The following is a 14,688-nucleotide window of genomic DNA, read 5'->3' on the forward strand; positions in this document are numbered from 1 at the left end:
AAGGGGTGGCAGCGGAGCCGTCGAGCGGCGAACCTTGACCTTGTGCCACACCCGTCGCCCGCCGCCCCGCCGCCGGACCGCCGGCCGGGCGAACCCGACCCGCCCGGCCAGTCCGACCCGTTCGCCGGTTCGGACCGGTCGCCCCGCCTCGTCCGGCTCGGCGCGCCCCGCCCCGGACCGGCCGCCCGCCGTGCCCATCGGTTCGGCGTGCCGCTCGTCCCGCTGCTGGTGGCTGCGCTCGTCGCGACCGCTTTCCTGGCCGCTCGGGGCGGAACCGAGCAGGGCCTCTCCACGGCCGGAGGGCCGGGCGGTGACGCGGTCGGCGTGCCGTCGCCCGTCGTCACCGGCGACGGTCGGCCCGAGACCACCCCGCCAGGTGGCGCCTCGGCCGACACGCGCAGGGGTGACACCGGGGCAGCCGGCACCCGCACCGCCGACACGCCGACCGCCGGAACGCCGACCGGAGACGTGACCTCGGGCGGCACGCCGAGCCGTAGCGAGTCCCCCCGCCGGTCGGCTCCCCCCGGGGAGGCCACGTCCGCGTCGCCGTCCGGCGCCGAGAGCACCACCACCCGGCCCCGGCCGACCGGCTCCGCGGCGGGCGGCGGTGGCTCCTCCCGGCCCGTCTCCTTCGAGGAGCTGCGTGCCGGTGACTGCTTCGACGTCGACCGCGACGCGCCGGGCACCGCCGTCCGGCGCTCCTGCGACACGCCGCACAACGCCGAACTCGTCGCCCGGCTCCGTCTCACCGGTCTCCACGCGACGGACACGGCGATCCGCGAGGCGGCCACGCTGCTGTGCCGCGAACCGTTGCGCCGCAAGGCCGCTCGGCAACCGCTCGGCACGCGCTGGACCACCTTCGTCCAGTACCCGTACCGGACGAGCTACCTCCTCGGTTCGGACACCGTCGCCTGCAGCCTCGTCGCGCCCTCCGCCGGCGGCGGCACGCTCAGCCACCCGCTCCACTAGGACCGGCGGCGAAGGCCGTCGCGAGGGCCGTCGCCGGATCGCGGTCCGGCGGACCGGCGGGGGACCACCGCGCACCGGACTTGAGGTACGGCCACCAGTGCCCCTCCTCGCCGAGCCGCAGCTGGGCCTCCGCGCCCACCACCGTCCACCGCCCGCCGCCCGCCCGCCGCAGCACCGGCCGGTCGTCGTCCTCCCAGGCCTCCGCGAGTCTGGCCGCCGCCCAGGCGAGTGCCTCGGCGTCCGGCGTCCACTCCTCCTCCAGTACGGCGAGGGCGGCGGCGCCCCCGAACCGCCACGCGCGCGTGGCCAGGTCCATCTCCGCCCGCGTCCGGCCCGAGCCGGAGACGAGGCGCGCCGCGATCCACGGCGCGGGGGAGTCCGTGGCCAGCCGCACCGCGTCCTGAGCGACCGTCAGCGGAGCCGCTGGCGCCGTGGATACGCCGCCCCCAGCGCCCGTTCCCCCACCACGAGGCCCCCCACCGTTCGCGATGCCGGTTCGCGAACCGACGCTGACCGGCGCGCCGCCCGGCGCCCCGGCGTCGAGCACCTCGACCAGCATCCGGTACGCGCGGCCCGCCGCGTCCGACGCGAGGAACTCCAGCGCCGCCGGGTCGACCCCGGGCTCCGGATCCGTCTCCGTGTCCAAGGACGGTGACCTGCCCGGCGCGGCCGGAGCGACCGGAGGCGCGGGCAGCGGCGGCAGGAGGAACCCTGCCGCGTAGGCCTCCTCGGCCGACACGCCGGGCATCCCTCCGGCGCCCCCGGCGTCGTCCGTGTCCGGCGTGTCGTCCGCTCCCCGCCCGCCGCGCGCGGCCCGTGACGTGCTGCGCGCCTGCAGTTGGTCCAGCAGGGTCCGCTCGCCGCGCCCCCGCATGAGCAGCAGGACGAAGGGATCCTCGTCGAGCAGCCGAGCCACCTGGTAGCAGAGCGCCGCCGTGTGCGGACAGTGGTCCCAGGCCTCGCAGCCGCACTCCGGGTCGAGGTCGCCGATTCCCGGCAGCAGATCGAGTCCGGCCGCCGCCGCGTCCTCGACCAGGTGCGGCGGCATCTCGCGGTCGAGGAGCGCGGCGATGTGCCCCGCGCTGTCCACGGCGAGGTCCAGGAGCCGCTCCCACTCCTCCTCGGAGAACTCGCGCACCAGGACGTCACTGCGGTACGCGGTGCCGTCGCGGTCCTTGACCACCGCGGTGATGCGCCCGGGCCGTACGGACACGGCGCCCACCGCCCCCGCGCGCGCGTGCCGCCGTCCCGCCTTGAGCTGCTGGCCGTCGAGCGCGGTGTCCTCCAGGGCCTTCAGCCACGCCAGGCCCCACCAGGTTCTGGCGAAGGCCGTACCCTGCGAGGGCGGCAGCGCCGCGAACGTCCGCTCCTCGCCCCCGTGTCCGTACTCGCTCATCGTCCGTCCCCCCGCAGTCGTACGAGCTCCGCCAGCTCGGCATCGGTCAGTTCGGTCAGCTCCGACGGGGTGTCCCCGCCCGTCCCGAGGACGGTGTCCGCCAGCTCGCGCTTGCGGTCGAGCATGGTGGCGATCCGGTCCTCGATCGTGCCCTCGGCGATCAGTCGGTGGACCTGCACCGGGCGGTCCTGCCCGATCCGGTAGGCCCGGTCGGTGGCCTGCGCCTCCACGGCCGGGTTCCACCAGCGGTCGTAGTGCACGACGTGTTCCGCCCGCGTGAGGTTGAGCCCCGTACCGGCGGCCTTCAGGGAGAGGAGGAAGACCGGAACCTCGCCGGCCTGGAAACGGGCGACCATCGCCTCGCGCTCGACGACCGGTGTCCCGCCGTGCAGGAACTGCGTCCGTACGCCCCGCGCCGCGAGGTGCGCCTCCAGGAGCCTGGCCATCCCCACGTACTGGGTGAAGACCAGCGTGCACGCCCCCTCGGCGAGGATCGTGTCCAGCAGCTCGTCGAGCAGCTCCAACTTGCCCGAACGGCCCTCGATCCTCGGCCGGTCCTCCTTGAGGTACTGCGCCGGGTGGTTGCAGATCTGCTTGAGACCGGTCAGCAGCTTCACGACCAGGCCGCGCCGCGCCATGCCGTCGGCCTCGGAGATCGCCGCCAGGGTCTCCCGTACGACCGCCTCGTAGAGCCCGGCCTGTTCCGGCGTCAGGGAGACGGCCCGGTCGGTCTCCGTCTTCGGCGGCAGCTCGGGTGCGATACCGGGGTCCGACTTGCGGCGGCGCAGCAGGAACGGGCGGACCAGCGCGGCGAGTCGCGCGGCGGCGGCCGGATCCCGGCCGCCCTCGACGGCGGCGGCGAACCGCGTCCGGAACGCGCCCAGGCTGCCGAGCAGCCCCGGCGTGGTCCAGTCGAGGATCGCCCACAGCTCGGACAGGTTGTTCTCCACCGGTGTGCCGGACAGCGCCACGCGGGCGCGTGCTCCGATGGTCCGCAGCTGCCTGGCCGTCGCCGAGTACGGGTTCTTGACGTGCTGAGCCTCGTCCGCGACGACGAGTCCCCAGCTCCGGGCGGCGAGCCGCGCCGCGTCGAGCCGCATGGTGCCGTACGTGGTGAGCACGAAACCGCCGTCGGCGAGGTCCTCCAGATCACGGGTGGCGCCGTGGAAGCGGCGCACCGGCGTGCCCGGCGCGAACTTCTCGATCTCCCGCTGCCAGTTGCCCATGAGGGAGGTCGGACAGACGACGAGGGTGGGTCCAGCGGACGCCGGGTCGGACTGCCGGTGCAGATGCAGCGCGATGACGGTGATGGTCTTGCCGAGCCCCATGTCGTCCGCGAGACAGCCGCCGAGGCCGAGAGAGGTCATCCGGTGCAGCCAGTCGAGCCCGCGCAGCTGGTAGTCCCGCAGGGTCGCCGTGAGCGCCGGGGGCTGGGAGACCTCCGGGCGGCCGCCCTCGGGTTCGGCGAGCCGCTCCCGCAGCCGCTCCAGCCACCCGGTCGCCGCCACCTCCACGGGCCGGCCGTCGATCTCGGTGGTACCGGTGAGGACGGCCGAGAGGGCGTCCACCGGGGTCACCGTGCGGTCCTGCTGCGCCCGGGCACTGCGCACTTCGTCGGGGTCGACGAGAACCCAGCGGTCCCGCAGGCGCACCAGGGGCCGCCCGGCCTCCGCGAGCCGGTCGAGTTCGGCGCGGGTCAGCTCCTGATCACCCACGGCGAAGCGCCAGTTGAAGCCGAGCAGGGCGTCGGCGGAGAGGAAGGAGGGGAGCACGGAGGAGGAACGAGCGTCCTCGGCCTCCTCGTCGGAGCCGAACCCCTCCTCGCGGGAGGTGAGCCCTTCGGCGGAGCCCTTGTCGCCGAAGAGGTCCTGCGCTGCGTGCTTCTCCCCGCCGACCGGGCCGATCACCGCACTCGCCGTGAGCCGGTCGGCGAGTTCGCGCGGCCAGTGGACCTGGACGCCCGTCGCGGCGAGGTCGCGGCCCGCCGCGCCGAGCAGCTCCGCGACCTCCTCGTCGACGAGTTCGACGGTGTCGGGTACCGCCGCCGTCAGGAGCGGGGTCAGCGGGGGCCAGGCACGGGCGGCGCGCCGGAGCGCGAGGAGTGCGTCCATACGGGCCCGGGGGCCGAACGCGGCCGCCGGCCGGCCGGAGCCCGCCCACACCTCCGCCGCGTCCGCGACCAGGGTCGGATCGGCGACGGCGTGCAGCTGCAGCACGGCCCGGAAGTCCGGCGCCTTGTCCGACTCGGCGCTGAATCCCGGCAGTTCGAGCCGGAGCGAGAGCCGGACACCCGCGTCGTGCACCGCCGCCACATCGGCCGCCCACGCCCGCTGCTCGGGAACCGTCTGCGGCTCGTCGGCGGCGAAAGCCGGCCCGCCGGCGGCGAGCTGAGCCGCCGGGGTACGGGGCAGGCTGTCCGCGACGGCATCGGTGAAGGCGCGCAGCAGGGCTTCGGGCTGGGGGAGGAGCAGCGGCTCCTCCGGTGAGAGCGGCACGGCGTGCGCCTCGGGCGGCATCGACGCGGCGAGCGTGCGCAGTTCGGCAAGCTCGCCGGGGCCGAGCGGACCGGCCCGCCACGCGTCCACGTCGCCGGGGGCGAGACCCGGCAGGAGCAGGCCGCGTGCGACGAGGTCGAGGGCGAGGAGCGAGGCGGCACCCCAGAAGGCGCTCGCGGGGGCGGCGTTGTCGGAGAAACGGGCGGGGGCGAGGAGCGGCAGGGCGTCCCGTACGGAGAGGGAGTACGCGGGGACGGTCACCGGCCGGAGGCTCTCCCCGTCCACGACCGTGAGCCCGAGTGCGCTGCCGCTGCCGAGGTCGGTCGTGGTGGCGTCCAGGTCCGGCAGCGTGTCGTCGCCGTCCGGTGACCAGAAGGCGATCCGGCCCGCGCGGGGCGGATCGGCGGGGAGGAAGACGGCGGAGTGGCGGGTGAGTTCGCGGGAGGGTTCCTGGGCGGGTTCGCGGGCGGGATCATCGGGTCCGTGCGACAGCGACAACGCATTCCTCAAATTTGACTACCTGGAGTCCGAGCGGCCGAGGGTACCTCACGGCACCGCCTCGACGTCGTACGTCCCTCGCGTGATCCCCGCCACAGCCGCAGCGGGGTGGGGATCGCCCTACCCCCGGCCCCCGGCGCACCCCCCGCCGGGCTCGGGTGGTGACGCCATGGCCCCGGGCGATCACCGATCCGTACGTTCTCGGTAGCACCCAAGGACCGTCAGCGACCGTCAACGCCCCTCAGCGATCGCCATCGACCGAGTCGCCGCCGCACCCCGACCGACAGAAACCGGAGCCCGCCATGTCCCAGGCCACCGTCCTGCCCCCGGCAGCCGCCGCTCCCACGGCGGCGCCCGCCCGTGCCAGGGGCGGCAGCGAGTTCACCCCGCTCCTGCGGACGGTCAGGTCACAGGGCCTCCTCGAACACCGCCCCGGCTGGTACGCCCGCGGAATCGCCGTCAATCTCCTCGGCATGGCCGCCGTCGTGGCAGGACTCGCCCTGATCGGCCCCTCCTGGTGGGCACTGCTGCTCGCCGTACCCCTCGCGCTGCTGTCCGCCCGGGCCGCGTTCGTCGGACACGACGCCGGCCACGCCCAGATCACCGCGAACCGCAAGGTCAGTCGGATCGTCCAGCTCGTCCACGCCAACCTCCTCCTCGGCATGAGCAGGGAGTGGTGGAACGACAAGCACAACCGCCACCACGCCCACCCCAACCACCTCGACAAGGACCCGGACGTCGCAGCGGACATCCTCGTCTTCGCCGAGCACCAGACGGCCGGCCGCACGGGGCTGCGCGGTTTCCTCACCCGCCACCAGGCGTGGCTGTTCTTCCCGCTGACGACCCTGGAGGGCATCGCACTCAAGGTGTACGGGGTCCAGGCCCTGCTGGCCGAGGACGGGCCCTGCCGCACCCGCCGCGAGCGGCTCGCCGAAGGCGCGCTGCTCCTCGCCCACTTCGCCGGCTACGCGGCCCTGCTCCTCGCCTTCCTCACCCCGGCCCAGGCGCTGGTCTTCGCCCTCCTCCACCAGATGCTGCTCGGCGTACACCTGGGCATGGCCTTCGCCCCCAATCACAAGGGCATGGAGCGTCCCGACGAGCACGCGGACGGCGACAGCTGGGGCCATCTGCGACGCCAGGTGCTCACCTCGCGCAACATCCGGGGCGGCGCCCTGACCGACTGGTTCCTCGGTGGCCTCAACTACCAGGTCGAGCACCACCTCTTCCCGAGCATGCCGCGCCCCAACCTGCGCCTCGCCCAGCCCGCTGTCCGGGCCCACTGCGCGGCCCTGGGCGTCCCGTACACGGAGACCGGTTTCGTGGACTCGTACCGTCAGGCCCTCGGCCATCTGCACGAGGTGGGCGCGCCGCTGCGGTCCGAGTGGGCCGAGTAGGGTCGGAGCAGGTCACACCTGGTGTGATCATCGGTTCGGCGGTCGGTGCTCCGGCCTCCGGAGATCGGAGAAGGGGAGCTCCTCGTCATGAGCGGCGGCACGGTCACCACGGTCAGCAGCAACGGCACGTACTCGTTCACCAAGCCCAACAGGGAGGGCATCACCCTCCTCGCCGGACTCGGCGTGGAGGGCGACGTCCACGCGGGCGTGACGGTCAAGCACCGCTCCCGCGTCGCCCAGGACCCGACCCAGCCCAATCTGCGGCAGGTCCACCTCATCCACGCGGAGCTGTTCGACGACGTGGCCGGTGCCGGCCACGAGGTCGCCCCCGGTGACCTCGGCGAGAACGTCACCACCCGGGGGATCGACCTCCTCGGCCTGCCCACCGGCACCCGCCTGCACCTCGGCGCGGACGCCGTCGTCGAGGTCACCGGACTGCGCAACCCGTGCGCCCAGATCGACAACTTCCAGCACGGACTGCTCAAGCAGGTGCTCGGCCGCGACGAGAACGGTGACGTCGTGCGCAAGGCCGGGATCATGGGCATCGTCCTGACCGGCGGGGAGGTGCGGCCCGGCGACCCGATCCGCGCCGAGCTGCCGGAGGGCCCGCACCGCCCGCTGGAAAGGGTCTGACCGAGCCCTGTGGGCCCGCCAGGGCCCCGGCTCACTCCTCCAGAGCGCAGGAGTCGACCACGTCACCGCTCGCGGGCCTCGCGATGGTGCGGTCCGCCGGCGGGGCCTTACTCTCCTCGACCCACCGGGTCAGCGCGTCGAACACGGAGCGGTAGCACGGCAGGATCGGACGCAGACGGTCCGGATACGTGTCGTACAGGCCGTCGGTGTGCGTCCCGTCCTGCACCGTGTAGTACCGGTGCAGCCCGCCCCGGCCCCGGGCGTCGATCATCCCCGCGTACACATCCGAGTCCGTGGCGATGGGCAGCAGGGTGTCCAGGTCGCCGTGGAGCGTGATGAGCGGCCTGCCGATCCGACCGGTGAGCGCGACCTTCGCCACCGCGCGGTGGACGGACGCCGGGCGGGAGGCGTAGTCGTACGAGGCGTCCGAGGCGCAGGGCGCGAAGATCTGCTCCACGGTCCCGCCGGCGGTGGAGCCGGGGCAGGCCGGATCGTACGAGGGATCGAACTCGGCCCGGAAGATCTTCTGCGTCAGCCCCCAGTACGCCTTCTCGTGGTACGGCCACAGGAAGCGCGAGCCGGGCGCGAAGCCCGCCCCGATCAGATCATCGTCGGTGGCCTGTCCGAGCGACCGGGCCACCGTCACCGGCAGGCTCGTCAGGAGGTTGGGGCCGCCCGCGGTCCACAGCACGCCCTCCCAGTCGACCCCGCCGTCGTACAGCTCGGGCCGGTTCTCCAACTGCCAGCGCGTCAGATAGCCGCCGTTGGAGATGCCCGTCATGTACGTGCGCTCCGGGGCCCGGCCGTAACGCTGCCGCACGGCCTTCTTGGCGGCCCGCGTCAGCTCGGTCACCCGGCGGTTCCACTCGGCGACCGCGTCGCCCGGACCTCGTCCGTCGGTGAAGAAGTCCGGTCCCGTGTTGCCCTTGTCGGTGGCGGCGTAGGCGAAACCCCTGGCCAGAACCTGGTCGGAGATGAGCGCGTCCGTGGAGTACTGCCGCCGGGTGCCCGGCGCGCCGGTGACGACGAGCCCGCCGTTCCAGTGGTCGGGCAGCCGGATGACGAACTGCGCGTCGTGCGCCCAGCCATGGGTGGCGTTGAGGCGCGAGTCGTCGGGGAAGTAGCCGTCGATCTGGACCCCGGGCACGCCCGAGGGGTTACGGGTCCCCCGGGCGGCGAGCCCGGCCTGGTCCGCCGTGTCGGTGTACTGCGTGCCCGCGAGCCCGGCGGTCGTCAGATCGGCCAGGCAGGCGGACTGCTGGTGCTCGGCGCCGGGAACGTGCAGCCGGTCCTGCCGCGCGCAGTGCGCGGTGGCCCGCCCCTCCGCCCCGGCGGAACTCGCGGGGGCCAGGACTGTGACGGCGGTCAGCAGCGCGGTGAGCAGGGGGACGCCTGGGAACAGGCGCATGGTGGGCCTCCGAGGGGACGGCGGGAAGGGGTGCGGCGCCACATCCTGCGGCGCACCCCGACCCCCGGGCCATGGTCCCGGACCACACCTCGGGCCGTCGTTCCGTGTGGAGCGGCGTGACACCCCCCAGGGGATGTCACGCCGAGGCCGCTCAGGAGGGGCGTATGGCGATCGCGTCGAGTCCTTCGAGGATCGCCGGCAGCCGCGGTCCCCGGGCCACCGGCAGCACCTCGCCCGGCAGCTCGTCGAGCAGGACGAAGGCCATGTCGTCCGTCCGGGCCACCAGCGACCAGCCGGGGCCGTCCGCCCGCAGCGTCCGCACGCCCTCGTCCGTACCGGCGTCGGACCGCACGCGCCCGACCGGCGGCGGCTCCTCCAGGTAGCGGAGCGCCTGGTCCAGGGCCCTACGGACTCCGGCGTACGGGTCGGAGGCGGCGTCGGGAGACGGGTCGGAGACGGCGTCGGTGTCGGCGGTCGGTTCGGGGGCGACGTCGGGGGAAGGTTCGGGTGCGACGACCGCGGACGCCGCCTTGGAGCGGGAGGCCGGTTCGAACCAGGCAGACGTCCTGGACGGGGCGGGAGTCTTGGCTGCGACCGCGCTCTTGGACGCGGCGTCGGTCTCGGGGGAAGAGGCCGACTCGGGCGAAGGTGCCGCTTCGGAGGAGGCCACCGTGTCGGGTGAGGCGCTGCTCTTGGGCGAGGCCACCGTGTCGGGTGAGGCGCTGCTCTTGGGCGAGGCCGCCGTGTCGGGTGAGGCGCCCGTCCGTTCCCCGGCCGGAGCGCCGTCCTCCACCTGACTCCGCCAGTCCGCCCACTGGAGCGCCACCTCGTCGGCGCCGAGGCGTCGCTGGGCAGGTCCCCAGGCGTCGCCGGAGGGCGGGGTCAGCGGGGCGGGATCGCCCTCTTCCGGCTCCGGGTCGTGCGGGGCCGGTACGCCGGGGGCGCGGGCGACCAGGTCGAGAGGCCAGCCCGGCAGCCCGGCCACCACCGAGCGTTCGTCGGGGGAGAGGTCGTAGGCCATACCGCAGTCCCAGGAGGAGATGGCCACCGCGACGAGCGACACGTCGTCGACGACGACCGTCCAGCGCGCGCCGAGCCCGTCCTGGCCGAACACGAGCCCGTACCCGTCCACGTACGGCTCAAGACCCAGCGCCGCGCAGGCAGCCGGGTAGTCGTCACCGAGCACGCTCGGAAAACGCGCGGGCGTCAGCAGTGCCGCGGTCAGCACAAACAGCGCGTCGGCATCGCCGGCGGCCTCGGCCTCGGCGATCGGGTCCGTCCCAGCCACGCATGCCTCCCCATCTGGTTGTCGGCGCACCTTAACCAGTGAGTAGGGAGGCCTGTCCATAGCTTGGCGCCGTGACCTGCATCGCCGACGGATGCGAAGCCGCCGACCGCGATCGTGCCCCTGCTGTGGGCGGCGGGCCCTACGCGTCACCCGCCGGTGGCCTCGCCGGGTCCGCCCGCAGTCCGAGCAGCGAGCGGGCCACGGTGCTCGGCGACTGGTTCCGTTCCCGGGCGAGGGTGAGGAGGGCCCGGCAGGCCAGTTCGTTGACCCCGAACGACAGCATGCCGGGGGAGACCCGGCTGGCCGCCTCCTCCGCCCGCGCCGGGTCGTCCTCGGCGCACGCGGCCACGTACTCGGCCGCCGCCTCGAACAGGTTGTGCCCCTGCCGGGGGCGCGGTGGTGCAGGCGCGGCTGCCTCGGGTGCCCGCCGGGCGGAGGGAAGGAGTCTGCGCAGTCTTTCGGGTACCCGTGCCACGCCCCACCGCCTTTCCCGGGCACGACTGCCCGGCACAACCACGGTAGTCAGTGAAGTGCCGGGAAAGAAGGGTGCGTTGGCTGCGACTAGGAGGGTCCTCCGGTGGAGGACCACTGCTGGACGGGCGGCGTGGCCGTCCGCAGGAGCGGGAGGTTCTTCTCGACGGCCTTCTTCCAGGCACCGTCGTCGACCATCTTCTGGAGCACCCGCTGGATGACGCGATCGCGGTCGCCGCCCTCCGGAACACCGATGGCATAGGGCTCGTCGGTGATGCGGAAGCCGGCGAGCCTGAAACGGCCCTTGTACGCGTTCTGCTGGGCGTAACCGGCGAGCAGCGTGTCGTCGGTGGTGACGGCGTCGACGGCACCCGAGGCGAGGTCGCTGATACAGCGCGCGTAACTGTCGTGGGTCACGACCTGCGCCTGAGGGGCGAGGTTCGTCCGGATCAGGAGCGCGGTGCTGGAGCCCGTGGCCGTGCAGACCTTCAGGCCGTTGAGATCGGTCCGGCTCTTGACGGAGGTGTTGTCCGCGGCGAGCAGGACGTCCTGATGGGCCATGAAGTAGGGGCCGACGAAGTCGACCTTCTTGTCCCGTAGGGAAGTCATCGTGTACGTGGCCACGACGAGGTCGACGTCGCCCCCGGAGAGGAGGGACTCGCGGGTGGAACTTCGCACCTCCTTCCACCGGATGTCGGAGGGGCGGTAGCCGAGTCCCGAGGCGATGTAGGTCGCCACGTCCACGTCCAGGCCCGCGTACGTGCCGTCCGGGTTCTTGAAGCCGAGACCGGGCTGGTCGAACTTGATCCCGATGGTGAGTGCGTCGGCGCCGCTGGACGGGTTCGCCGCAGACGCACCCGTGGACGGCGATGAAGACGACGAGGACGCGGAGGGACCGCCCTGGCTGCTGGGCTTGCCCGCGGTTCGGTTCCCCTCGCCGTCGGACTTCTCCCCGCCGAGGGGAAGGAGGTTCCAGACCAGCACACCGCTCAGCACGACGGCGGCCCCGGCCGCCCCGGCGTAGGCCCCGCGGCGCCGTTTCCGGGTCGCGGGCGGCTGGGTCGGCGGTGCAGGCGGTGTAGCCGTGGCGGACGGTGTCGAGGCGGGGGCCGGGGGTGCGAGGGGGAAGACCGTGGCGGTGTCGGCAGCGGCGACGTCGATGCCGAGGCCGGACGGTGGGACCGATGGGGCGGCCGTCGATCCCCGTGCGCCGACGCCCTGGGGGAGTGCGGTGGGCGGCGCCGAGCCCTGTGCGCCCGAGCCGGGTGGGATCTCCGCCGGCGGCGTCGGCCCCTGTGTCCCAGCCGAACCGGCGCCCGCCGGTACCGCGTCCCTCGGCTCGGCGTCGACGCGGTGTCCACCACCCCCGGCCGAAGCCGAAGTCTCGGCTTCAAGCGGAGCTTGAGCTTCTGCTGCCGTCTCCGTTTCGACTTCGGCCAGCATCCGGTCAAGCGCTTCGCCGTCGGGACGCGCCGCCGGGTCCCGTACCAGCACGCCCGTGAGGACCCGCGTCAGCGGTCCCGCACGCCGAGGCGGCGGCACGTCCTCGCCGAGGACGGCCGCGAGCGTGGCGAGCGTGTTGGTCCGGCGCAGCGGATGGTGGCCTTCGACCGCGACGTACAGCGTCATCGCCAGCGACCAGAGGTCGGCGGGCGGCCCGCCCTCCTCGCCGGCGACGCGCTCGGGCGCCATGTACTCGGGCGTGCCGATGATCGAGCCGGCGGCGGTGAGGGCGGTGGCCCCGTGGATCGCCGCGATGCCGAAGTCGGTGAGCACGGGCTGTCCGTCGGGCCGCAGCAGGATGTTCGCGGGCTTGATGTCCCGGTGCTGGATGCCTGCCGCGTGGGCGGCCCGCAGTCCCGCCAGGATCCCGCGTCCCAGAGGGGCCGCCTCGCCGGCGGTGAGGTCGCCCCGGTCCAGCCGGTCCTGGAGCGAGCCGCCGGCGACCAGTTCCATGACCAGCCACGGGTAGGTGCCTTCGCCGCCGTCGACGATGTGATGGATGGTCACCACCTGGGGGTGCGCCACGCGGGCGAGTGCCCGGGCCTCCCGCAGAACCCGGATGCGGAGCTCCCGGGCGCCCTCGGGGTCGTACTCGGCCAGCGCCGGGTCGGGCGGGCGGACCTCCTTGAGGGCCACCTCACGGTGGAGTGCCAGGTCCCGTGCTCTCCACACGGTCCCCATGCCGCCCCCGCCGAGCCGCGCCACCAGCTCGAACCGATCGTCGACCACCCGTGCCACCCGCAGCCCCCTCACCCCGATACGGCCACCCGGTGGGATGTGATGCGTCCCGCGGCCTCAGACCGTCGACCCCGCCCCGACTCTGCCACATCCGTGCGGGGGATCCAGCCTGGTCCGCGACCGCGACCGCGACCGTGTGCCCGTGCCCGTACCCGTACCCGTACCCGTCCCCGTCCCCGTCCGTGTCCGAGCCGCAACCGCGGCCGCGACCCGGACGGGTTTCCCGGATCAACCCTCGCGGACGGCCATGGCCAGATATCGCGTGTCCTCGTCGACGTAACTGACGAGCCGCCAGCCCGCTTCGGCGAGTACGAGGCGAAGCCGGGGCTCGGCGCGCAGGTCGTCCGGGGTGATCTGCCGGCCGTGCCGGGCCGCGAGCGCGGCCCGGCCGATCGGGTGGAAGAGGGCGAGCCGGCCGCCGGGGCGTACGGCCCGGGCGAGTTCACGGAGGTCGGTCACGGGTTCCGCGAGGTGCGAGATGAGCCCCGCGCCGAAGACGGCGTCGAGGGCGCCGTCTCCCACCGGCAGGCGTCCGACGTCGGCGAGCAGCAGCGTCGCGGTCCCGTCCGTGCCGCCGCGCCCGGCGGAGACGGCCCGTTCGAGCATCTCGGGGGTGAGATCGGCGCCGAGTACGGTTCCGGAGGGGCCGACGGCGGCGCGGAGCGGCGGCAGTGCACGCCCGGTCCCGCAGCCGGCGTCGAGCACCGCGTCGCCCGGGCGCAGTCCGAGCTCGTTCACCGCGGCCGCGTACGCGGGGCCGTCGTCGGGGAACCGGCTGTCCCAGTCGGCGGCGCGAGCGCCGAAGAACTCTCGGACGTGTGTGGGGTCATCGCTCATGCGCTCATGATTCCGTACCCGGAGAGGTGAACGTTCTGTGTGAACATTTTGTGTGCATGTTCTGTGTGCACGTTCGAGCCCGGTGCGATCGTTCGGGATCATCTCTCTGTCATATTCCATCAGCTTTCGAAATGCGCCCCTGGTGCGCCCCCTGATGCGCACTAGCGTCCGGGAGCCATGGGACACCTGGACCACGCCACCTTCGGCTGGCTGACACCTGCACTGTCGTACGCGATGGCCTGCGTCGGCGCCGCCCTCGGGCTGCGCTGCACCGTGCGAGCGCTCGACGCGACCGGCCGCTCGCGGCGGAACTGGCTGCTCACGGCGGCCTCCGCGATCGGCACCGGCATCTGGACGATGCACTTCGTGGCGATGCTCGGCTTCGGCGTGACCGGCACCGACATCCGCTACGACGTTCCGCTGACCATTCTCAGCCTGGTCATCGCGATGGCCGTTGTCGGCCTCGGCGTGTTCGCCGTCGGCTACGGACGCGACCGGGTCCGCTCGCTCCTGATCGGCGGGCTCACCACGGGCATCGGCGTGGCGAGCATGCACTACATGGGCATGGCGGCCCTCCGGCTCCACGGCGAGGTCCGGTTCGACCCCCTGCTCGTCGGCCTCTCCGTGCTCATCGCCGTCGTCGCCGCCACCGCGGCCCTCTGGGCGGCCCTCAACATCCACTCGCCCGCCGCCGTGGCCGTCGCCTCGCTCGTGATGGGCGCGGCCGTCAGCAGCATGCACTACACGGGCATGTTCGCGGTGCGGGTGGACGTGGCCCCCTCCTCCGCGACCCTCTCGGGGGCCACGGTCATGCAGTTCATCTTCCCGCTCGCCGTCGGCCTCGGCTCGTACCTCTTCATCACCGCCGCCTTCGTCGCCCTTTCCCCCACGGCCAGGGAACGGGCCGCGTACGCCTCCGCCGGGCGCCTCACCGAGCCGGACGAGCGCGCGGTGGACGTCGCACCTCCCGGCTTCCGCACCGCCCGGGCCGCCCGTACGCCCATGAACTGACCCTCCCCCGTGCTCCAACCCGCTCACGGGACCCACCGCACCAGAGA

Annotated in this window: 11 protein-coding genes; 4 read left to right on the forward strand and 7 right to left on the reverse strand. The window is 73.7% G+C overall.

Annotation, left to right across the window (positions count from 1 at the left end; translation table 11 throughout):
* The first annotated feature begins 42 nt into the window (after positions 1-42).
* A complete protein-coding gene (locus tag OG514_RS30855; RefSeq protein WP_266900322.1) occupies positions 43-969 on the forward strand; it encodes a hypothetical protein in 927 nt (308 codons plus the stop codon).
* Here OG514_RS30855 and OG514_RS30860 read toward each other — a convergent pair.
* Positions 950-2,365 carry an SWF or SNF family helicase gene (locus tag OG514_RS30860; RefSeq protein ID WP_266900324.1) on the reverse strand — a complete coding sequence of 472 codons (1,416 nt, stop codon included), beginning with the start codon at positions 2,363-2,365 and terminating at the stop codon, positions 950-952. The two genes, OG514_RS30855 and OG514_RS30860, sit on opposite strands and share 20 nt — an antisense overlap.
* Positions 2,362-5,358 carry a DEAD/DEAH box helicase gene (locus OG514_RS30865; protein WP_266900326.1) on the reverse strand — a complete coding sequence of 999 codons (2,997 nt, stop codon included), beginning with the start codon at positions 5,356-5,358 and terminating at the stop codon, positions 2,362-2,364. The genes OG514_RS30860 and OG514_RS30865 overlap by 4 nt, the downstream gene beginning before the upstream one ends.
* A 302-nt stretch (positions 5,359-5,660) precedes the next feature.
* Here OG514_RS30865 and OG514_RS30870 point away from each other — a divergent pair, with 302 nt between their 5' ends.
* A complete protein-coding gene (locus OG514_RS30870) occupies positions 5,661-6,752 on the forward strand; it encodes an acyl-CoA desaturase (RefSeq protein WP_266900327.1) in 1,092 nt (363 codons plus the stop codon).
* A gap of 87 nt (positions 6,753-6,839) precedes the next feature.
* Positions 6,840-7,385: an MOSC domain-containing protein gene (locus OG514_RS30875; RefSeq protein WP_266900328.1), complete on the forward strand. Its 546-nt coding sequence runs from the start codon at positions 6,840-6,842 to the stop codon at positions 7,383-7,385.
* Between the two features lie 31 nt (positions 7,386-7,416).
* On the opposite strand, the gene OG514_RS30880 is transcribed toward OG514_RS30875, so the two are convergent.
* The 5 genes from OG514_RS30880 to OG514_RS30900 form a co-directional block, all read right to left on the reverse strand.
* Positions 7,417-8,793 carry a tannase/feruloyl esterase family alpha/beta hydrolase gene (locus tag OG514_RS30880; RefSeq protein ID WP_266900329.1) on the reverse strand — a complete coding sequence of 459 codons (1,377 nt, stop codon included), beginning with the start codon at positions 8,791-8,793 and terminating at the stop codon, positions 7,417-7,419.
* A gap of 151 nt (positions 8,794-8,944) precedes the next feature.
* A complete protein-coding gene (locus OG514_RS30885; RefSeq protein WP_266900331.1) occupies positions 8,945-10,081 on the reverse strand; it encodes a hypothetical protein in 1,137 nt (378 codons plus the stop codon).
* Between the two features lie 139 nt (positions 10,082-10,220).
* The gene (locus OG514_RS30890; protein ID WP_266900333.1) at positions 10,221-10,556 is read right to left on the reverse strand and encodes a hypothetical protein; all 336 of its coding nucleotides are present in this window, start codon (positions 10,554-10,556) and stop codon (positions 10,221-10,223) included.
* An 86-nt stretch (positions 10,557-10,642) separates the two neighbouring features.
* Positions 10,643-12,784 carry a bifunctional serine/threonine-protein kinase/glutamate ABC transporter substrate-binding protein gene (locus OG514_RS30895; RefSeq protein WP_266901021.1) on the reverse strand — a complete coding sequence of 714 codons (2,142 nt, stop codon included), beginning with the start codon at positions 12,782-12,784 and terminating at the stop codon, positions 10,643-10,645.
* A 237-nt stretch (positions 12,785-13,021) separates the two neighbouring features.
* Positions 13,022-13,630: a class I SAM-dependent methyltransferase gene (locus OG514_RS30900; protein ID WP_266900335.1), complete on the reverse strand. Its 609-nt coding sequence runs from the start codon at positions 13,628-13,630 to the stop codon at positions 13,022-13,024.
* A gap of 177 nt (positions 13,631-13,807) precedes the next feature.
* Between OG514_RS30900 and OG514_RS30905 the strand changes: the two genes are divergently transcribed.
* A complete protein-coding gene (locus OG514_RS30905; protein WP_266900337.1) occupies positions 13,808-14,641 on the forward strand; it encodes an MHYT domain-containing protein in 834 nt (277 codons plus the stop codon).
* The last annotated feature ends 47 nt before the right edge of the window (positions 14,642-14,688 follow it).

Origin of the sequence: Streptomyces sp. NBC_00572 (genome assembly GCF_026341815.1) — a bacterium.
Lineage (GTDB): Bacteria > Actinomycetota > Actinomycetes > Streptomycetales > Streptomycetaceae > Streptomyces.

What these genes read in the sequence shown, in the direction of transcription:
- OG514_RS30905 (WP_266900337.1), top strand. Translation starts at nt 13,808, where the DNA reads ATGGGACACCTGGACCACGCCACCTTCGGCTGGCTGACACCTGCACTG.
- OG514_RS30875 (WP_266900328.1), top strand. Translation starts at nt 6,840, where the DNA reads ATGAGCGGCGGCACGGTCACCACGGTCAGCAGCAACGGCACGTACTCG.
- OG514_RS30870 (WP_266900327.1), top strand. Translation starts at nt 5,661, where the DNA reads ATGTCCCAGGCCACCGTCCTGCCCCCGGCAGCCGCCGCTCCCACGGCG.
- OG514_RS30880 (WP_266900329.1), bottom strand. Translation starts at nt 8,793, where the DNA reads ATGCGCCTGTTCCCAGGCGTCCCCCTGCTCACCGCGCTGCTGACCGCC.
- OG514_RS30860 (WP_266900324.1), bottom strand. Translation starts at nt 2,365, where the DNA reads ATGAGCGAGTACGGACACGGGGGCGAGGAGCGGACGTTCGCGGCGCTG.
- OG514_RS30900 (WP_266900335.1), bottom strand. Translation starts at nt 13,630, where the DNA reads ATGAGCGATGACCCCACACACGTCCGAGAGTTCTTCGGCGCTCGCGCC.